A 19,659-nucleotide genomic window follows, 5' to 3' on the forward strand; every position below is an offset into this window, starting at 1 on the left:
CTTTGCCAACCCGCCCGACTGGACGCTGCGGTGCGCCGGCCTGACTCTATAGAAGCACTTCCAGGGAGGAATGCACGGTGAAGCAACAGGGCGTAACACTGATACAAATGATGTTCGCGCTAGCGCTGGTGGGGATGCTCACGCACATCAGCCTGCCGGCCTACAACACCATGAGCAGCGGGCTACAACAGCACGCCGCCGCCAAGGACCTGGCCCAGGCCCTGCGCACCGCACGCAGCGAGGCCTTGCTGCGCAACCAGGTGGTTCGCCTGCAGGCGCTGGAAGACAACTGGAGCAATGGCTGGCGCATGGTCGTCGAGCAGGATGGCCTACAGTTGCTGTACGAGCAGCGGCTTGAGCGGGCAAGCATCGTCGGCAATCAACCGGTGGCCCGGCAGGTGCGCTTCAGTGGGCTGGGGGTGCCGTTGCACGCGGGGGGAGCGTTTCAGGCCGGGACGCTGTTCATTTGCCAGCGCCCCGAGCCCTTCAGCCAGTACCGGGTGGTACTGGCACACACAGGCCGGGTCAGCCTGCGCGAAGAGCCCGGCGAGCAGCCGCTGTGCGCGGCCGGCGGGTCAGATCAGTGAACGTACGCGCAGCTCTTTGGGCATCGAGAAGGTGATGTTCTCTTCGCGGCCATCAAGCTCTTCGGCGCCCGTGGCACCCCAGGCACGCAGTTGTTCGATCACGCCACGCACCAGCACCTCGGGGGCCGAAGCACCGGCGGTGATACCAATGCGCTCAACGCCATCGAACCAGCTTTTTTGCAGGTCTTCGGCGCCGTCGATCAGGTAGGCCGGGGTCGACATGCGCTCGGCCAGTTCACGCAGGCGGTTGGAGTTGGAGCTGTTCGGGCTGCCGACCACCAGGACCACGTCGCATTCGTTGGCCAGTTGCTTGACCGCGTCCTGACGGTTCTGGGTGGCGTAGCAGATGTCGTCCTTGCGCGGCCCGCCGATATTCGGGAAGCGCGCGCGCAGGGCATCGATCACCCGGCTGGTGTCGTCCATCGACAGCGTGGTCTGGGTGACGAAGGCCAGTTTGTCCGGGTCGTTGACCTGCAGGCTGGCAACATCGTCCTCGTCTTCGACCAGGTAGATGGCGCCACCGTTGCTGGTGTCGTACTGGCCCATGGTGCCTTCGACTTCCGGGTGGCCTTCGTGGCCGATCAGGATGCACTCGCGGCCGTCACGGCTGTAGCGCGCCACCTCGATATGCACCTTGGTGACCAGTGGGCAGGTCGCGTCGAATACCTTCAGGCCGCGCCCCGCCGCTTCCTGGCGCACGGCCTGGGAAACACCGTGGGCGCTGAAGATGACGATGACGTCGTCCGGCACCTGGTCGAGTTCTTCGACAAAAATCGCCCCGCGCGCGCGCAGGTCTTCGACCACGAACTTGTTGTGCACCACTTCGTGACGCACGTAGATCGGCGGGCCAAACACTTCGAGGGCACGATTGACGATCTCGATCGCCCGGTCCACACCGGCACAGAAGCCACGGGGGTTGGCGAGTTTGATTTGCATGGCAGGCTCCAGGCTCACAGGGCCTTGACCGCGAGGATTTCCACCTCGAAGTTCAGGGTCTTGCCGGCCAGTGGATGGTTGAAGTCGATGGTCACCTGGGCATCATCGAAGGCTTTCACCACACCGGGCAATTCGGCGTTGGCGGCGTCGTTGAAGATCACCAGCAGGCCCTCGGACAACTCCATGTCCTGGAACTGCGAACGCGGCATGACCTGCACGTTCTGTGGGTTTGGCTGGCCGAAGGCGTTTTCCGGGTTGACGGTCACGGTGCGCTTGTCGCCGCTCTTGAAGCCGAACAGCGCCGCTTCGAAGCCCGGCAGCAGGTTGCCGTCGCCGACCTTGAACACCGCCGGCGCCTTGTCGAAGGTGCTGTCGACGGTGTCGCCGTTTTCCAGGTGCAGTGCGAAGTGCAGGGTCACTTCGGTGTTCTGGCCGATACGGGTCTCAGTCATGGACGGGTTCTCCGGACTTTTTGCTCTTGAACATATCCAGCGCCAGCATCACCGCACCCACGGTAATGGCGCTGTCGGCCAGGTTGAAGGCCGGGAAGTACCAGCGGTTCTGCCAGTGCACGAGGATGAAGTCGACTACGTGGCCGAGCACGATGCGGTCGTACAGGTTGCCCAGCGCCCCCCCCAGCACCAGTGCCAGGGCGACGGCCAGCCAGGTCTCGTTGCGCCCCAGGCGCTTGAGCCAGACCACCAGCACGGCACTGACCACTATGGCGATCAGGGCGAACAGCCAGCGCTGCCAGCCGGAGCTGTCAGCCAGGAAGCTGAAGGCGGCACCGGTGTTGTAGGCCAGGGTCCAGCTGAAGTAGTCGGGAATGACCACGATCTGCTGGTACAGGCTCAGCGCGCCCTCGAAGTAGAACTTGCTGGCCTGGTCGAGGACCAGGACCAGCACGCTCAGCCACAGCCAGCTGAGGCGCCCGAAGCGCCCCACACCAGGGTTAGGCATAGTGGCGCACCTCGCCTTTGCCGCCGATGTTGTCGGCGCAACGGGCGCAGATTTCCGGGTGCTCCGGGTTCGCGCCGACGTCCGCGCGGAAGTGCCAGCAACGACCGCACTTGGCGTGGCCGGACTTGACCACTTTCAGCTTCAGGCCCGGGACTTCGGTCTCGACCGCATCGGCTGGCGCCTGGGCGAATGGCGCAACGCTGGCCGCCGAGGTGATCAGCACGAAGCGCAGCTCGTCGCCCAGCTTGTTCAGGTCGGCGCTCAGGGCGTCGTCGGCGAACAGGGTGACTTCGGCTTGCAGGTTGCCACCGATGGCCTTGGCCGCACGCTGGTTTTCCAGTTCCTTGTTGACCGCGGTTTTGGCGGCCATGATGCGTTCCCAGTAGGCACGCCCCAGCTCGAAGCCTTCCGGCAGCTCGCTCAGGCCTTCATACCAGGTGTTGAGCATCACCGACTCGTTGCGCTCGCCCGGCAGATACTGCCACAGCTCGTCGGCGGTGAACGCCAGGATCGGCGCGATCCAGCGCACCAGCGCTTCGCTGATGTGGTACAGCGCGGTCTGGCAGGAACGACGGGCAACACTGTTGGCGCCAGTGGTGTACTGACGGTCCTTGATGATGTCCAGGTAGAAGCCGCCCAGCTCCTGCACGCAGAAGTTGTGGATCTTCGAGTAGACGTTCCAGAAGCGGTATTCGCCGTAGTGCTCTTCCAGCTCGCGCTGCAGCAGCAGGGTACGGTCGACCGCCCAGCGGTCCAGCGCCAGCATGTCTTCGGCCGGCAACAGGTCGCGGGCCGGGTCGAAGCCGGACAGGTTGGAGAGCAGGAAGCGCGCGGTGTTGCGGATACGCCGGTAGGCGTCGGCGCTGCGCTGCAGGATCTGCTCGGAAACCGCCATCTCGCCGGAGTAGTCGGTGGCCGAAACCCACAGGCGCAGGATGTCGGCACCCAGGGTGTCGTTGACCTTCTGCGGCTCGATGGTGTTACCCAGCGACTTGGACATCTTGCGACCGTTCTCGTCGACGGTGAAGCCGTGGGTCAGCAGCTCGCGGTACGGTGCGTGGTTGTCGATGGCACAACCGGTCAGCAGCGAGGAATGGAACCAGCCGCGGTGCTGGTCGGAACCTTCCAGGTACAGGTCGGCGCGCGGGCCGGTTTCGTGGCCGATGCTGTGCGAGCCACGCAGCACGTGCCAGTGGGTGGTACCGGAGTCGAACCAGACGTCGAGGGTGTCGGCGATCTTGTCGTACTGGCCGGCCTCGTCACCGAGCAGTTCGGCGGCGTCGAGCTTGAACCAGGCTTCGATGCCTTCCTTCTCGACACGCTTGGCCACTTCTTCCATCAGCTCGACGGTGCGCGGGTGCAGCTCGCCGGTTTGCTTGTTGAGGAAGAACGGGATCGGCACGCCCCAGTTGCGCTGACGCGAGATGCACCAGTCCGGACGGTTGGCGATCATCGAGTGCAGGCGCGCCTGGCCCCAGGCCGGGACGAACTTGGTCTCTTCGATGGCCTTGACCGCACGCTTGCGCAGGGTTTCGCCGTTGTCGGGCTGCTTGTCCATGCCGACGAACCATTGCGCGGTGGCGCGATAGATCAGCGGGGTCTTGTGGCGCCAGCAGTGCATGTAGCTGTGGCTGATGGTTTCGGTGTGCATCAGCGCACCGACTTCCGAGAGTTTTTCGACGATGGCCGGGTTGGCCTTCCAGATGAACTGGCCGCCAAAAAATTCCAGCGACGGCACGTACACGCCGTTGCTCTGCACCGGGGTGAGGATGTCGTCGTTGACCATGCCGTAGCGCTTGCAGGTGACGAAGTCGTCTTCACCGTAGGCTGGCGCGGAGTGCACCACACCGGTACCGGCGCCCAGCTCGACGTAGTCGGCCAGGTATACCGGCGACAGGCGATCGTAGAACGGGTGACGGAAGTTGATCAGCTCAAGCGCCGAGCCTGGCGCGGTGGCGATCACCGAACCTTCCAGCGCATAACGCTTCAGGCACGACTCGACCAGCTCTTCGGCCAGCACCAGCAGCTTGTCACCGGTATCGACCAGGGCGTACTTGAACTCCGGGTGGACGTTCAGCGCCTGGTTGGCCGGGATGGTCCACGGCGTGGTGGTCCAGATCACGATCGAGGCAGGCTTGGCCAGCGAAGCCAGGCCGAACGCGGCGGCCAGCTTGGCCTCATCGACCACCGGGAAGGCGACGTCGATGGTCTGCGATTTTTTATCGGCGTACTCGACCTCGGCTTCGGCCAGGGCCGAACCGCAATCGAAACACCAGTTGACCGGTTTCAGGCCCTTGAACACGAAGCCGTGCTTGACCATTTCGGCCAGCGCGCGGATTTCACCGGCTTCGTTGGCGAAGTTCATGGTCTTGTATGGGTTGTCCCAGTCGCCCAGCACACCCAGGCGGATGAACTCGGTCTTCTGCCCTTCGATCTGCTCGGCGGCGTAGGCGCGGCACAGCTCGCGGGTCTGGTCGGCGCTCAGGTGCTTGCCGTGGGTCACTTCGACCTTGTGCTCGATCGGCAGGCCATGGCAGTCCCAGCCCGGGACGTACGGGGCGTCGAAACCGGACAGGGTCTTGGAGCGGACAATCATGTCCTTGAGAATCTTGTTCAGCGCATGACCGATGTGGATCTTGCCGTTGGCGTAGGGCGGGCCGTCGTGCAGCACGAACTTCGGACGATCCTTGCCAATTTCGCGCAGCTTCTGGTACAGGCCAATGCTGTCCCAGCGCTGCAGGATCTGCGGTTCGCGCTGTGGCAGGCCGGCCTTCATCGGGAAGGCGGTGTCCGGAAGGTTTAGCGTGGCTTTATAGTCGGTCATTTCAGGCTCTTCGTTAGCGGTTGACCGTGCCAATGGGCACGTGCGGCGGCGATATCCGCATCGATCGCCGACTTCAGCGCCTCCAGGGAGGCGAATCGCTGCTCTTCACGCAGCTTGTGGTGGAATTCCACCGTCAGACGCCGGCCATAGAGATCGCCGGCAAAATCCAGAAGATGTACTTCCAGGTGGGCTTTGCCATCACCTGAAACAGTTGGCCGTACACCAATGTTGGCGACGCCCGGCCAGTTCTTGCCATCGACCTCGACGCTGACCAGGTAAACCCCGGTAAGCGGTACCCGATGGCGCTTGAGCTGGATGTTGGCTGTCGGGGTACCCAGCTGGCGTGCCAGCTTCTGCCCGTGCAGCACGCGCCCGCGGATGCGGAACGGCCGCCCCAGCAAACGCTCGGCCAGGGCGAAATCGGCATTGGCCAGGGCATCGCGCACTTGCGTGCTGCTGACCCGCAGGCCATCGAGTTCGACGGTTTGCGCCGCTTCGACGGTAAAGCCCTGAAGGATACCGGCCTGCTCGAGGAAGTCGAAGTCGCCAACCCGGTCGCAGCCAAAGCGGAAATCGTCGCCCACTTCCAGGTGCTTCACGCCCAGGCCATCGACCAGGATGGTGTCGACGAACTCGGCGGCGCTGAGCTTGCTCAGGCGCTGGTTGAACGCCAGGCACAGCACCCGGTCGACACCGGCGGCGGCCAGCAGGGCGACCTTGTCGCGCAGGCGCGCCAGGCGTGCGGGCGCAGTGTCGGGGGCAAAGTATTCACGCGGCTGTGGCTCGAAAATCACCACGCAGCTGGGCACGCCCAACGCGTCCGCTCGCTCACGCAGGCGCGCCAGGATTGCCTGGTGGCCGCGGTGAACACCGTCGAAGTTGCCAATAGTGGCGACACAGCCCCGGTGCTGGGGGCGCAGGTTGTGGAGGCCTCGAACCAGCTGCATAACGCGCTTCTTGCTCATAAAGTGGTCGATTATAACCACACCCGGGCGCTGACGACAGGCAGCAGCGTCACCCCGTGGCGTGGAATGTGTAAAACCGACGTCTGACCGCCGTTACGCCTTAATGCAACGCCTTGCGGGCGAAGTCACGCGGGCGGAATCCGAACAGCAGCAGACAGCCGAAATAGGTCACGACTCCGGCCAGGATCAGTGCGCCAAGGCGCAGAAAGCGCTCAAGCATCTGCCCTTCGGCCCAGGCCGGCATGTAGTGCATGCCCACCAGCAACACCGCCGACATCAGCAGCACTGCCACCACCAGCTTGGCGAGGAACTTGGCCCAGCCCGGTTGTGGCTGGAACAACTGCTGCTGGCGTAGCTTCCAGTACAGCAGGCCGGCGTTCAGGCAGGCGCCGAGGCTGATGGCCAGGGCCAGGCCGGCGTGCTGCAGGTGGCTGATGAAGGCCAGGTTGAACAGCTGGGTGCAGACCAGGGTGAAGATGGCGATCTTCACTGGAGTACGAATGTTCTGCTGGGCGTAGAAGCCAGGGGCCAGGACCTTGACCAGGATAATCGCCAGCAGCCCGAGGGAATAGGCAATCAGTGCACGCTGGGTCATGGCCGCATCGAAGGCGCTGAATTTACCGTATTGGAACAACGCCACGGTCAGCGGCTCGGCCAGGATCGCCATGGCCAGGGTGCACGGCAGCACCAGCAAAAAGCACAGGCGCAGGCCCCAGTCGAGGATCCGCGAGTATTCGTGCCGGTCGCGGTTGGCGTAGGTCTTGGCCAGGGTGGGCAGCAGGATGGTACCCAGGGCTACACCCAGCACTCCGGAAGGCAGCTCCATCAGGCGGTCGGCGTAGTACATCCACGACACCGAACCTGCGACCAGGAACGAGGCGAAGATGGTGTTGATGATCAGCGAGATCTGGCTTACCGAAACCCCGAGGATCGCCGGCAGCATCTGCTTGAGCACTCGCCATACACCGCTGTCGCGCAGGTTCAGGCGCGGCAGCACGAGCATGCCGATCTTCTTCAGGTGCGGCAGCTGGTACACAAGCTGCGCCAGGCCGCCAGCCAGCACGCCCCAGGCCAGGGCCATGATCGGCGGGTCGAAATATGGCGTGAGGAACAGGGTAAAGCCGATCATCGCCACGTTGAGCAGGGTCGGCACGAAGGCCGGCACCGAAAAGCGGTTCCAGGTATTGAGGATGGCGCCGGCCAGCGATGACAACGAGATCAGCAATATATAAGGAAAGGTCACCCGCAGCAGGTCGGTGGTCAGCTGGTATTTTTCAGTGCTGTCGACAAAGCCTGGGGCGGTGACCCACACCACCCAGGGCGCGGCGAGGATACCCAGGGCGGTGACCAGGGCCAGCACCAGGGTCAGCAGGCCACTGACATAGGCGATGAAGGTGCGGGTCGCCTCCTCGCCTTGCTGGGTCTTGTATTCGGCCAGAATCGGCACGAACGCCTGGGAGAACGCGCCTTCGGCAAAGATGCGCCGCAGCAGGTTGGGCAGCTTGAAGGCAATGAAGAAGGCGTCTGTGGCCACGCCGGCACCGAATACCCGCGCCAGGATGGTGTCGCGGACAAAGCCCAGCACCCGCGAGATCATGGTGATGGAGCTGACCGCGGCCAGGGATTTAAGAAGATTCATCGAAAGTTTTTCACGCCTGAGGATAAAGGGCTGTGCCGCAACGCGCCCAGTTGTGCGATACTCCGCGCCGCAACGCAAGCAGAGCAAAAGCTCCCGAGTTTACAGGTCGTACCGCAGAAGGGAATCACTCCCTTGTACAGAACGACCACTCAGCGGAACCATGCAAGTGCCCTTGACAACCGATCAACTCATCGGCATGATTCGCGGCCTATTTTGTTTGCTATTTACCAAGTCTTTCGAGGAGCTCGACGGTGGCCAACTCACCTTCCGCCAAAAAACGTGCAAAACAGGCTGAGAAGCGTCGCAGCCACAACGCCAGCCTGCGTTCCATGGTTCGTACCTACATCAAGAATGTAGTTAAAGCCATCGACGCAAAAGACGCCGAAAAAGCGCAAGCTGCTTACACTCTGGCTGTTCCAGTTATCGACCGTATGGCCGATAAAGGTATCATCCACAAGAACAAGGCTGCTCGCCATAAAGGCCGTCTGAATGGCCACATCAAGGCGCTGAAAGAAGCTGCAGCTGCCTAAGCGACATGCTTGTTGAAAAACCGACCTTAGGGTCGGTTTTTTATTGCCTGTGATTTGTGTTGCGGGCAGAAAAGCATCGCGGGTCAAGCCCGCCCCTACAGGTTTGTGTAGGAGCGAGCTTGACCCGCGATAGCTAGCGACTACTTACCAATCTGAATCTTCGGTGCCCACTGCAGCCATTCATCCTCGGCCTTGTCGAACAGGGCGAAGGTCTGCTGCGGCCGCGCCGGATTGCCCATCTTCTCGCCGTCTGGCGTGGCGAAGGCGATGCCGCCTTCTATCAGGGTCTCCAGCGATTCGGTACGCACCGTCGCGCCCTTGAACAGGCCGATATCGAAGCCAAAGCCGCTGCTGTTCCAGAAACGGCTACCGCCACGCACCAGCGCTGCATACCTGGGCTCGATCAGGATATGGATCAGTACCCGGTCGGCGGTCTGGCCCAATTCGAATCCGGTGACCTTGCCGACCGGAATCTCGCGGTAGGTAACCGGTACGCCCGGCTTGATCGAACCCCGCCGCGCAGCACTGAGCACCAGCGACAGGCCAGCTTCGCGCTCAGAGAAATCCGGCGCCTGAGGCAAGGCATTGAAGTTGAGCTGCGGCCCGGTGCTTCTGACTGCCGGCTGCACTTCCAGGTACTGGCCGGTGACCAGGGTTTCCAGGTTGGCGGTCTTGACGATGCCCAGGGCCGGCTTGACCACCCAGAACTGCGTACCTTCGCGGGCGATGCGCTCCGGCACTTCGGTGATCCGCGCCTTGAGTAGCACCGCCTGCAAATCATTGGTCAGGTCGACCTGTTCGACTTTGCCGACATCCAGGCCCTTGAAGCGAACCGGCGTGCCAACCTTGAGGCCGTCTGCGCGATCGACGCGGATGGTCACCGTGGTACCGCTGCGGTTGGCCGCTTCCTGGCTTTCATTGAGGCGGAAGAACGGAATGCGGCGCTTGAGCTTCACATTCGGGATCGGTGTGTCGAAGGCGATACCGCCAGCCATCAGGCTCTGCAGCGATTCACTCTTGATCTGGATGCCCGACAGGCCGCCACTCAGGGTGATGCCGCTGGCATTCCAGAAGCGCGTCGAACCGTTGACCAGGCCGGCGTACTCTTTCTCGATATGCACACCGATCAGCAGGCGCTTGCTCTTCTTCGAGAACTGGTAGCTCTGCACCGTACCGACCTTGACCTGGCGGTAGAGGATCGGGCTGCCGACTTCCAGCGAGCCAAGGTTGTCGCTGTACAGCACCAGGTGCAGGCCGGGCGCCTTGAGGTCCAGCGGCGGTGCCTTGGCCCGCGCCTCGAACTCGCGCTGCGGCGTCGCGCCCTTGTCGCCCGGGCGGATGGCAATGTAGTTACCCTTGACCAGCGCTTCCAGGCCGGTAATACCGGCGAGGGAGATCGATGGCTTGACCACCCAGAACTGCGTACCGTCGACCAGGTAGTCTTCGGCCAGCGGATCAAGGGTCAGCTCGGCCATGGCACTGGCCAGGTCGGGATCGACCTTGAGGGTCTTCAGCGAGCCGACCTGGATGCCTTTGTACATCACCGGGGTACGCCCGGCCTGCAGGCCCTCGAAGTCGCTCAGCTTGACCTTGACGCGAATCCCGGCCTGGGCCGCATCAAAGTCTTCGTACAAGCGAAACGGCAGGTTCGGATCGGTGGGCGGGCTGTCCTTGCGGTGCTCGGGGGTGGCGAAGGCAATACCGCCAGCGACGATGCTGGCCAGCGACTCGCTGCGTACCTTCACCCCGGAGAGGTTGGCGTCGATGCTGATGCCGCTGGCATTCCAGAAGCGCGTGTGTTTGCGCACCAGGTCGGCGTAGGCCGGCTCGATGAACACCTTGATCTCGACCGTGCCCTGGTCTTCGGCGAGGCGATAGCTCTTCACCCGGCCAACCTGGATCTGCTTGTAGAACACCGGGCTGTCGCGGTTGAGCGATCCCAGGCGGTCGGCCTTGAGGGTCAGGTGCAGGCCCGGCTCGCTGTCGGACAGGGGCGGCGCTTCATCCAGCGCCTTGAAGCGCTTGGTCGGCTCGCCCTGCCCCGGGCTAACGGCGATGTAGTTGCCCGATACCAGGGTTTCCAGGCCGGTGATCCCGGCCAGGCTGACGCTCGGTTTGACCAGCCAGAAGCGCGTACCGGTGTTCAGGTGCGGCTCGGCCTCCTTGTTCATTTCGATGGTGGCGATGACCCCGGTATTGCTGCCCTTGGCATCCAGTACCAGCTCTTTCACCTTACCGACCGACATACCCTTGAAGACCACTTCGGTCTTGTTGGCAACGATACCTTCACCGCTCTCAAAGCGGACCTGGATGTTCACACCTGACTCGCGATAGGCCTGCCAGCCAAGCCAGCCACCAATCACCAGGGCGATCAGGGGCAATATCCATATGGCCGACCAGTTCGAAGCTGGGCGGGTTTTAGCCGTAGGCAAATCACTCATGGTCGTCATCCGACTCCGTGTTATCCCAAATCAGTCGGGGATCGAAGGTTACTGCAGCGAGCATCGTCAGAATCACCACACTGGCGAAGGCGACGGCGCCCAGATTGGCTTCGACACTGGCGATCCTGCCGAAATTCACCACCGCCACCAGAATGGCGATCACGAAAATATCCAGCATCGACCAGCGTCCGATGAATTCGATGAAGCGGTACATCAGGATCCGTTGCCGGGCCGACAACGGTTGGTGGCGCTGCACCGAATAGAGCAGCAGGGCAATGCCGACCAGCTTGAAGGTCGGCACCAGGATACTGGCGATGAACACCACTGCGGCGATCGGCAGCATGCCGTGCTTCATCAGGGTGATGACGCCGGACATTATTGTGTCCGGGCTACCCTGCCCCAGAGCGCTGACGGTCATGATCGGCAACACGTTGGCCGGGATGTACAAGATTGCCGAAGTAATCAGCAACGCCCAGGTTCGCACCAGGCTGTTTGGCCGCCGGGCGTGCACCACCGCACCACAGCGGGTGCAGGTTTGCGCGTCACTGTCCGGCTCCTGGCGATTCAGTTCATGGCATTCGCCACAAACCAGAATCCCGGCATCAATCGCACGCATGCAGGTCTTCCCCCGATAAAGCACTCCATATCTGGTGGGGCGACATCACCACCTCCAGCCACACCTGCACCAACAACAAACTGATAAAGCAGGCCAGGCCCAGGCCGAGGCTGAGCTCAGCCAGGTCGACCAGCTTGACCATCGCCACCAGCACGCCCATGAAATAGACCTCGAGCATGCCCCAATCGCGTAGATGGTGATAAATCCGATAAAGCAATAAACCGTAACTGCGACCGACGTTCAGGCGAATGCTCAATAGCACTGCCAGCTGGCACAACAGTTTGAGCAACGGAATCGCCATGCTGCAGAGAAACACCACCACCGCTACGCCGCGCATACCGGTGTTGTACAGCCCGACCACGCCGCTCCAGACCGTATCGTTGGAGGTTTGCCCCAGCAGGTGCAGTTGCATGATCGGCAGGAAGTTGGCCGGTACGTAAAGCAGCAAGGCGGCCAGCACCAGAGCCAGGCTGCGCTGGACCACATTGTGTCGATGGGCGTAGAGCTCGTAGCCACAGCGCGGGCAGTGGGCCTTTTCGTCTTGCTTGAGCACAGGCTTGCGCATCAGCAGGTCGCATTCGTGACAGGCCACCAGGTCTTCCAGGGGCAGGTCGGCGAGCTGATGGGGGTCGGCAGGTTCTGACATAGTGAACTTCTGAGTCAACGCGAGGGCGCTATTCTAACCGATGTAGGAGCGGGCTTGCCCCGCGATACCCTTCTGTCAGCCACATCGCATCGCGGGGCAAGTCGAGGCGTCGCACCGCCGTTCCCACAGACGCCAGAAAGACAAAACCCCTACCTGCATATGCAGATAGGGGTTTCGGAATTTAATCTTGACGATGACCTACTCTCACATGGGGAAACCCCACACTACCATCGGCGATGCATCGTTTCACTGCTGAGTTCGGGATGGGATCAGGTGGTTCCAATGCTCTATGGTCGTCAAGAAATTCTGTTGCCAGAAAGTCTTGTTTAAGACACTCCAGCGAATCGGGTATGTGATGTTTTGTGAGTTACAAATCTTCGGCTGTGCAGTCTTCACAACACCGCAATCTGGCTTTCGCTCAAATTGCTTGGGTGTTATATGGTCAAGCCTCACGGGCAATTAGTATTGGTTAGCTCAACGCCTCACAGCGCTTACACACCCAACCTATCAACGTCGTAGTCTTCGACGGCCCTTCAGGGAGCTCAAGGCTCCAGTGAGATCTCATCTTGAGGCAAGTTTCCCGCTTAGATGCTTTCAGCGGTTATCTCTTCCGAACATAGCTACCCGGCAATGCCACTGGCGTGACAACCGGAACACCAGAGGTTCGTCCACTCCGGTCCTCTCGTACTAGGAGCAGCCCCTCTCAAATCTCAAACGTCCACGGCAGATAGGGACCGAACTGTCTCACGACGTTCTAAACCCAGCTCGCGTACCACTTTAAATGGCGAACAGCCATACCCTTGGGACCGGCTTCAGCCCCAGGATGTGATGAGCCGACATCGAGGTGCCAAACACCGCCGTCGATATGAACTCTTGGGCGGTATCAGCCTGTTATCCCCGGAGTACCTTTTATCCGTTGAGCGATGGCCCTTCCATACAGAACCACCGGATCACTAAGACCTACTTTCGTACCTGCTCGACGTGTCTGTCTCGCAGTCAAGCGCGCTTTTGCCTTTATACTCTACGACCGATTTCCGACCGGTCTGAGCGCACCTTCGTACTCCTCCGTTACTCTTTAGGAGGAGACCGCCCCAGTCAAACTACCCACCATACACTGTCCTCGATCCGGATAACGGACCTGAGTTAGAACCTCAAAGTTGCCAGGGTGGTATTTCAAGGATGGCTCCACGCGAACTGGCGTCCACGCTTCAAAGCCTCCCACCTATCCTACACAAGCAAATTCAAAGTCCAGTGCAAAGCTATAGTAAAGGTTCACGGGGTCTTTCCGTCTAGCCGCGGATACACTGCATCTTCACAGCGATTTCAATTTCACTGAGTCTCGGGTGGAGACAGCGCCGCCATCGTTACGCCATTCGTGCAGGTCGGAACTTACCCGACAAGGAATTTCGCTACCTTAGGACCGTTATAGTTACGGCCGCCGTTTACCGGGGCTTCGATCAAGAGCTTCGCGTTAGCTAACCCCATCAATTAACCTTCCGGCACCGGGCAGGCGTCACACCCTATACGTCCACTTTCGTGTTTGCAGAGTGCTGTGTTTTTAATAAACAGTCGCAGCGGCCTGGTATCTTCGACCGGCATGGGCTTACGGAGCAAGTCCTTCACCCTCACCGGCGCACCTTCTCCCGAAGTTACGGTGCCATTTTGCCTAGTTCCTTCACCCGAGTTCTCTCAAGCGCCTTGGTATTCTCTACCCAACCACCTGTGTCGGTTTGGGGTACGGTTCCTGGTTATCTGAAGCTTAGAAGCTTTTCTTGGAAGCATGGCATCAACCACTTCGTCGCCTAATGGCAACTCGTCATCAGCTCTCGGCCTTAAGATCCCGGATTTACCTAAGATCTCAGCCTACCACCTTAAACTTGGACAACCAACGCCAAGCTGGCCTAGCCTTCTCCGTCCCTCCATCGCAATAACCAGAAGTACAGGAATATTAACCTGTTTTCCATCGACTACGCTTTTCAGCCTCGCCTTAGGGACCGACTAACCCTGCGTCGATTAACGTTGCGCAGGAAACCTTGGTCTTTCGGCGTGGGAGTTTTTCACTCCCATTGTCGTTACTCATGTCAGCATTCGCACTTCTGATACCTCCAGCAAGCTTCTCAACTCACCTTCACAGGCTTACAGAACGCTCCTCTACCGCATCACCTAAGTGATACCCGTAGCTTCGGTGTATGGTTTGAGCCCCGTTACATCTTCCGCGCAGGCCGACTCGACTAGTGAGCTATTACGCTTTCTTTAAAGGGTGGCTGCTTCTAAGCCAACCTCCTAGCTGTCTAAGCCTTCCCACATCGTTTCCCACTTAACCATAACTTTGGGACCTTAGCTGACGGTCTGGGTTGTTTCCCTTTTCACGACGGACGTTAGCACCCGCCGTGTGTCTCCCATGCTCGGCACTTGTAGGTATTCGGAGTTTGCATCGGTTTGGTAAGTCGGGATGACCCCCTAGCCGAAACAGTGCTCTACCCCCTACAGTGATACATGAGGCGCTACCTAAATAGCTTTCGAGGAGAACCAGCTATCTCCGAGCTTGATTAGCCTTTCACTCCGATCCACAGGTCATCCGCTAACTTTTCAACGGTAGTCGGTTCGGTCCTCCAGTCAGTGTTACCTAACCTTCAACCTGCCCATGGATAGATCGCCCGGTTTCGGGTCTATACCCAGCGACTAAACGCCCTATTAAGACTCGCTTTCGCTACGCCTCCCCTATTCGGTTAAGCTCGCCACTGAATATAAGTCGCTGACCCATTATACAAAAGGTACGCAGTCACCTAACAAAGTAGGCTCCCACTGCTTGTACGCATACGGTTTCAGGATCTATTTCACTCCCCTCTCCGGGGTTCTTTTCGCCTTTCCCTCACGGTACTGGTTCACTATCGGTCAGTCAGTAGTATTTAGCCTTGGAGGATGGTCCCCCCATATTCAGACAAAGTTTCTCGTGCTCCGTCCTACTCGATTTCATGACTAAGAGATTTTCGCGTACAGGGCTATCACCCACTATGGCCGCACTTTCCAGAGCGTTCCGCTAATCTCAAAGCCACTTAAGGGCTAGTCCCCGTTCGCTCGCCACTACTAAGGGAATCTCGGTTGATTTCTTTTCCTCAGGGTACTTAGATGTTTCAGTTCCCCTGGTTCGCCTCTTGCACCTATGTATTCAGTACAAGATACTCAGCTTATGCTGAGTGGGTTCCCCCATTCAGAGATCTCCGGATCAAAGTCTGTTTGCCGACTCCCCGAAGCTTATCGCAGGCTACCACGTCTTTCATCGCCTCTGACTGCCAAGGCATCCACCGTATGCGCTTCTTCACTTGACCATATAACCCCAAGCAATCTGGTTATACTGTGAAGACAACATTCGCCGAAAACTTGTAATTACTCACAAATTTTACCTTAGCCTGAACACACACCAGTGAAAGTGCTGTCCAGTCTATCTTTCTATCACATACCCAAATTTTTAAAGAACGATTCTGAAAAAGTTCAGAAATCAATATTCGATACGAATATTCATTTCTAAGCTTTACGAAGCAGTATTAATGGTGGAGCCAAGCGGGATCGAACCGCTGACCTCCTGCGTGCAAGGCAGGCGCTCTCCCAGCTGAGCTATGGCCCCATAACAAAATTGGTGGGTCTGGGCAGATTCGAACTGCCGACCTCACCCTTATCAGGGGTGCGCTCTAACCAACTGAGCTACAGACCCAATTTCGAGCGCGTAACTGTTAGCTTGGAGCTATCAGCTTGGAGCTTAAAGCTGCTTCTATCGTCTTCTTCAATGAATCAAGCAATTCGTGTGGGAGCTCATAAGACAGCTGATGTCTGTCGATTAAGGAGGTGATCCAGCCGCAGGTTCCCCTACGGCTACCTTGTTACGACTTCACCCCAGTCATGAATCACACCGTGGTAACCGTCCTCCCGAAGGTTAGACTAGCTACTTCTGGTGCAACCCACTCCCATGGTGTGACGGGCGGTGTGTACAAGGCCCGGGAACGTATTCACCGCGACATTCTGATTCGCGATTACTAGCGATTCCGACTTCACGCAGTCGAGTTGCAGACTGCGATCCGGACTACGATCGGTTTTGTGAGATTAGCTCCACCTCGCGGCTTGGCAACCCTCTGTACCGACCATTGTAGCACGTGTGTAGCCCAGGCCGTAAGGGCCATGATGACTTGACGTCATCCCCACCTTCCTCCGGTTTGTCACCGGCAGTCTCCTTAGAGTGCCCACCATAACGTGCTGGTAACTAAGGACAAGGGTTGCGCTCGTTACGGGACTTAACCCAACATCTCACGACACGAGCTGACGACAGCCATGCAGCACCTGTGTCAGAGTTCCCGAAGGCACCAATCCATCTCTGGAAAGTTCTCTGCATGTCAAGGCCTGGTAAGGTTCTTCGCGTTGCTTCGAATTAAACCACATGCTCCACCGCTTGTGCGGGCCCCCGTCAATTCATTTGAGTTTTAACCTTGCGGCCGTACTCCCCAGGCGGTCAACTTAATGCGTTAGCTGCGCCACTAAAATCTCAAGGATTCCAACGGCTAGTTGACATCGTTTACGGCGTGGACTACCAGGGTATCTAATCCTGTTTGCTCCCCACGCTTTCGCACCTCAGTGTCAGTATGAGCCCAGGTGGTCGCCTTCGCCACTGGTGTTCCTTCCTATATCTACGCATTTCACCGCTACACAGGAAATTCCACCACCCTCTGCCCTACTCTAGCTCGCCAGTTTTGGATGCAGTTCCCAGGTTGAGCCCGGGGATTTCACATCCAACTTAACGAACCACCTACGCGCGCTTTACGCCCAGTAATTCCGATTAACGCTTGCACCCTCTGTATTACCGCGGCTGCTGGCACAGAGTTAGCCGGTGCTTATTCTGTCGGTAACGTCAAAATACTCACGTATTAGGTAAGTACCCTTCCTCCCAACTTAAAGTGCTTTACAATCCGAAGACCTTCTTCACACACGCGGCATGGCTGGATCAGGCTTTCGCCCATTGTCCAATATTCCCCACTGCTGCCTCCCGTAGGAGTCTGGACCGTGTCTCAGTTCCAGTGTGACTGATCATCCTCTCAGACCAGTTACGGATCGTCGCCTTGGTGAGCCATTACCTCACCAACTAGCTAATCCGACCTAGGCTCATCTGATAGCGCAAGGCCCGAAGGTCCCCTGCTTTCTCCCGTAGGACGTATGCGGTATTAGCGTTCCTTTCGAAACGTTGTCCCCCACTACCAGGCAGATTCCTAGGTATTACTCACCCGTCCGCCGCTGAATCGAAGAGCAAGCTCTTCTCATCCGCTCGACTTGCATGTGTTAGGCCTGCCGCCAGCGTTCAATCTGAGCCATGATCAAACTCTTCAGTTCAATACTGCTTGGGTTTTGAGAAAACCCTAAACTTGGCTCAGCAATCTCAAATGACTTACTTTCAAATCTTTCGATTTTCGTGTAGCCACTTGTGATGCTGATAATCTTTTTGACTATCAGTCTGAGCTCACAAGCACCCACACGAATTGCTTGATTCAGTTGTTAAAGAGCGGTTGGTTAAGAGCTTTTCGTCTCAACCGAGGCGCGCATTCTACGCTTTCCTCAGAGCCTGTCAAGCGTTTATTTTGAAGTTTTTCGTTTCACTTCAAACACTTGACTCGCTGCGATCTCTCGTAGCGGGAGGCGAATTCTACAGCGTTTCAAATCGCTGTCAACTGCCTTTTTCACCGCTGCCGATCTTTCGATCGAAGCACCTCCGGATGACCCTGGAACCGCTAACTCTTTGAAACTCAAGGAGTTTTCAGTTCCGACTGCGCCGGAAGTGGAGCGAATTATAGAGAGATCTGAGGGGGCGTCAAGGACTTATTTCAACTTTGTTTCAAAAAGGCGGTGTTTTACGCGTTACCAACCGCGGAATTCGCCGCTCAAGCGCGGGAATGCGCAGGGCCAGCAGGAACAAACCAATAACGGCGTATATGGACCACTCTTTAAGATCAGCCCGCACCACCCAGAGAAAGTGCAGCAAGCCCAACCCGAGGATGACATACACCAGCTTGTGCAACTTCTTCCAGCGAGCACCCAGGCGACGCTGGCTGTAGCGGTTGGATGTCACCGCCAATATCAGCAAACCGACAAATCCCAGCATGCCGACAATAATGTAGGGACGCTTGCTCAGCTCTACGCCCAACTGCCCCCAGTCCAGGCCAAGCACGAAGAACATGTAGGCACTCAGGTGCAGCACTATATAAGCAAAGCACCACAATCCCAGCTGGCGCCGCGAGACGATCCAGCCCGACCACCCCGTAAGTCGCTGCAAGGGCGTCATGCTCAGGGTTATCAACAGGAAGATCAAAGCCCCTAGCCCCAGGCGATCAACGAGGATCTTGCCCGGGTCCGGCCCAAGGGCCTCCATGGCCGCTTCATATAACCACCACAGCGGCCAGATACTGGCCAGGATAAAGATGCCAAGCCTGAACAGTGGATAGCGCATCAGTAGTTCTTCCGCAGGTCGAGGCCGCTGTAAAGCCCTGCCACTTCTTCGGCATAGCCATTGAACATCTGCGTAGGCCGCACATTGGGGCTGAACAGGCCGCTGGGCAGGCGCCGCTCACGTGCCTGGGTCCAGCGCGGGTGATCGACCTCGGGGTTGACGTTGGCATAGAAGCCATATTCATCCGGGGCAATCGCCTGCCAGGTGGTACGTGGCTGCTCCTCGACCAGGCTGATGCGCACGATCGACTTGATGCTCTTGAAGCCATACTTCCATGGCACCACCAAACGCAACGGCGCGCCGTTCTGGTTGGGCAGTTCGCGCCCGTACATGCCCACCGCAAGGATTGCCAGCGGGTTCATCGCCTCATCCAGGCGCAAGCCTTCTATATAAGGCCAGTCAATCAGGGCAAAGCTTGAGCGCTGACCAGGCATGGTCTTCGGGTCCTGCAACGTTTCGAAGCGAATGTAGCGGGCCTTGGAGGTTGGCTCGACCTGCTTGAGCAGTGCCGAAATCGGAAAGCCCAACCAGGGGATGACCATCGACCAGGCCTCCACGCAGCGCAGACGATAGATGCGCTCCTCCAGCTGGTAGGGCTTCATGAAGTCTTCGAGGGCATAACGCCCGGGCTTGCCGACCTCGCCATCCACCACCACGGTCCAGGGTTCGGTTTTCAGGCTGCCGGCATTGGCCGCCGGATCACCCTTGTCGGTACCGAACTCATAGAAATTGTTGTAGTGGGTGGCGTCCTTGAAAGGCGTGGTCGCCTCCCCCGGCGCGGTTACGGCTTGCCACTGGGTAGCGGCGAGCTTGTCATTGAACCAGCCTGGCACCCTGCCCGCCTCGACATCGGCATAGCGCGATGGATCGGCAGCACTGGCCCAGCGTGGCAGCGCGGTTGCCGCCAGGGCAGCCAGCGACCCACCAAGCATGGCGCGGCGAGAGACATAGAGAGATTCGGGGGTGACGTCCGATTCTTTGCAATCGGAGGCTTTGGGCAGCTTGATGAGCATGATGGCTCCGTAGAACTG

The 19,659-nt window shown here is 59.0% G+C and carries 13 protein-coding genes, 2 tRNA genes and 3 rRNA genes; 2 read left to right on the forward strand and 16 right to left on the reverse strand.

All coding sequences use genetic code 11. From position 1 onward, the window contains the following. The first annotated feature begins 110 nt into the window (after nt 1-110). A complete protein-coding gene (locus LOY37_RS23135; RefSeq protein WP_258608075.1) occupies nt 111-587 on the forward strand; it encodes a GspH/FimT family protein in 477 nt (158 codons plus the stop codon). Here LOY37_RS23135 and ispH read toward each other — a convergent pair. The 6 genes from ispH to murJ form a co-directional block, all read right to left on the reverse strand. Beyond that, nucleotides 576-1,523, reverse strand: coding sequence for a 4-hydroxy-3-methylbut-2-enyl diphosphate reductase (gene ispH / locus LOY37_RS23140; RefSeq protein WP_093379392.1), 948 nt, complete (start codon nt 1,521-1,523; stop codon nt 576-578). The genes LOY37_RS23135 and ispH overlap by 12 nt on opposite strands. Nucleotides 1,524-1,537: 14 nt before the next feature. Further along, a complete protein-coding gene (gene fkpB, locus LOY37_RS23145) occupies nt 1,538-1,975 on the reverse strand; it encodes an FKBP-type peptidyl-prolyl cis-trans isomerase (protein WP_045200794.1) in 438 nt (145 codons plus the stop codon). Beyond that, nucleotides 1,968-2,483: a signal peptidase II gene (lspA, locus tag LOY37_RS23150; RefSeq protein ID WP_045200792.1), complete on the reverse strand. Its 516-nt coding sequence runs from the start codon at nt 2,481-2,483 to the stop codon at nt 1,968-1,970. The genes fkpB and lspA overlap by 8 nt, the downstream gene beginning before the upstream one ends. Continuing rightward, nucleotides 2,476-5,307, reverse strand: coding sequence for an isoleucine--tRNA ligase (ileS, locus tag LOY37_RS23155; RefSeq protein ID WP_258715819.1), 2,832 nt, complete (start codon nt 5,305-5,307; stop codon nt 2,476-2,478). The genes lspA and ileS overlap by 8 nt, the downstream gene beginning before the upstream one ends. Further along, the gene (ribF, locus tag LOY37_RS23160; protein WP_258608077.1) at nt 5,304-6,254 is read right to left on the reverse strand and encodes a bifunctional riboflavin kinase/FAD synthetase; all 951 of its coding nucleotides are present in this window, start codon (nt 6,252-6,254) and stop codon (nt 5,304-5,306) included. The genes ileS and ribF overlap by 4 nt, the downstream gene beginning before the upstream one ends. A 118-nt stretch (nt 6,255-6,372) precedes the next feature. Further along, nucleotides 6,373-7,911: a murein biosynthesis integral membrane protein MurJ gene (murJ, locus tag LOY37_RS23165; RefSeq protein WP_213603220.1), complete on the reverse strand. Its 1,539-nt coding sequence runs from the start codon at nt 7,909-7,911 to the stop codon at nt 6,373-6,375. 251 nt (nt 7,912-8,162) lie between these two features. Here murJ and rpsT point away from each other — a divergent pair, with 251 nt between their 5' ends. Next, nucleotides 8,163-8,441, forward strand: a complete 279-nt coding sequence (rpsT, locus tag LOY37_RS23170; protein WP_010220592.1) for a 30S ribosomal protein S20 — start codon at nt 8,163-8,165, stop codon at nt 8,439-8,441. A gap of 140 nt (nt 8,442-8,581) precedes the next feature. On the opposite strand, the gene LOY37_RS23175 is transcribed toward rpsT, so the two are convergent. The 10 genes from LOY37_RS23175 to msrP form a co-directional block, all read right to left on the reverse strand. Beyond that, on the reverse strand, nt 8,582-10,882 hold the full coding sequence (locus LOY37_RS23175; RefSeq protein WP_123566550.1) for a PqiB family protein: 2,301 nt from the start codon (nt 10,880-10,882) through the stop codon (nt 8,582-8,584). Next, complete coding sequence (locus LOY37_RS23180) at nt 10,875-11,498, reverse strand: paraquat-inducible protein A (protein ID WP_010220589.1); 624 nt, start codon at nt 11,496-11,498, stop codon at nt 10,875-10,877. Before LOY37_RS23180 ends, LOY37_RS23175 begins: the two co-directional genes overlap by 8 nt. Next, a complete protein-coding gene (locus tag LOY37_RS23185) occupies nt 11,485-12,144 on the reverse strand; it encodes a paraquat-inducible protein A (protein WP_045200780.1) in 660 nt (219 codons plus the stop codon). The genes LOY37_RS23180 and LOY37_RS23185 overlap by 14 nt, the downstream gene beginning before the upstream one ends. A gap of 185 nt (nt 12,145-12,329) precedes the next feature. Beyond that, nucleotides 12,330-12,445, reverse strand: a 5S ribosomal RNA gene (gene rrf, locus LOY37_RS23190). A 137-nt stretch (nt 12,446-12,582) separates the two neighbouring features. Next, nucleotides 12,583-15,473 (reverse strand): 23S ribosomal RNA (locus LOY37_RS23195). 220 nt (nt 15,474-15,693) lie between these two features. After that, nucleotides 15,694-15,769 (reverse strand) — tRNA-Ala (locus tag LOY37_RS23200). A 10-nt stretch (nt 15,770-15,779) separates the two neighbouring features. Further along, nucleotides 15,780-15,856: transfer RNA gene (locus LOY37_RS23205), tRNA-Ile, on the reverse strand. A gap of 124 nt (nt 15,857-15,980) precedes the next feature. Then, nucleotides 15,981-17,517, reverse strand: a 16S ribosomal RNA gene (locus tag LOY37_RS23210). Together the 16S, 23S and 5S rRNA genes with 2 tRNA genes alongside form the textbook arrangement of a ribosomal RNA operon. 499 nt (nt 17,518-18,016) lie before the next feature. After that, nucleotides 18,017-18,628, reverse strand: a complete 612-nt coding sequence (gene msrQ, locus LOY37_RS23215; protein ID WP_258715820.1) for a protein-methionine-sulfoxide reductase heme-binding subunit MsrQ — start codon at nt 18,626-18,628, stop codon at nt 18,017-18,019. Next, nucleotides 18,628-19,641, reverse strand: a complete 1,014-nt coding sequence (msrP, locus tag LOY37_RS23220) for a protein-methionine-sulfoxide reductase catalytic subunit MsrP (protein ID WP_258715821.1) — start codon at nt 19,639-19,641, stop codon at nt 18,628-18,630. The genes msrQ and msrP overlap by 1 nt, the downstream gene beginning before the upstream one ends. Between the last annotated feature and the right edge of the window lie 18 nt (nt 19,642-19,659).

The sequence above is a fragment of the Pseudomonas sp. B21-012 genome (genome assembly GCF_024749305.1).
Taxonomy (GTDB): Bacteria; Pseudomonadota; Gammaproteobacteria; order Pseudomonadales; family Pseudomonadaceae; genus Aquipseudomonas.

Coding starts and splice junctions, on each gene's coding strand:
- LOY37_RS23135 (WP_258608075.1), top strand. CDS start 111: ATGTTCGCGCTAGCGCTGGTGGGGATGCTCACGCACATCAGCCTGCCG.
- ispH (WP_093379392.1), bottom strand. CDS start 1,523: ATGCAAATCAAACTCGCCAACCCCCGTGGCTTCTGTGCCGGTGTGGAC.
- fkpB (WP_045200794.1), bottom strand. CDS start 1,975: ATGACTGAGACCCGTATCGGCCAGAACACCGAAGTGACCCTGCACTTC.
- lspA (WP_045200792.1), bottom strand. CDS start 2,483: ATGCCTAACCCTGGTGTGGGGCGCTTCGGGCGCCTCAGCTGGCTGTGG.
- ileS (WP_258715819.1), bottom strand. CDS start 5,307: ATGACCGACTATAAAGCCACGCTAAACCTTCCGGACACCGCCTTCCCG.
- ribF (WP_258608077.1), bottom strand. CDS start 6,254: ATGCAGCTGGTTCGAGGCCTCCACAACCTGCGCCCCCAGCACCGGGGC.
- murJ (WP_213603220.1), bottom strand. CDS start 7,911: ATGAATCTTCTTAAATCCCTGGCCGCGGTCAGCTCCATCACCATGATC.
- LOY37_RS23175 (WP_123566550.1), bottom strand. CDS start 10,882: ATGAGTGATTTGCCTACGGCTAAAACCCGCCCAGCTTCGAACTGGTCG.
- LOY37_RS23180 (WP_010220589.1), bottom strand. CDS start 11,498: ATGCGTGCGATTGATGCCGGGATTCTGGTTTGTGGCGAATGCCATGAA.
- LOY37_RS23185 (WP_045200780.1), bottom strand. CDS start 12,144: ATGTCAGAACCTGCCGACCCCCATCAGCTCGCCGACCTGCCCCTGGAA.
- msrQ (WP_258715820.1), bottom strand. CDS start 18,628: ATGCGCTATCCACTGTTCAGGCTTGGCATCTTTATCCTGGCCAGTATC.
- msrP (WP_258715821.1), bottom strand. CDS start 19,641: ATGCTCATCAAGCTGCCCAAAGCCTCCGATTGCAAAGAATCGGACGTC.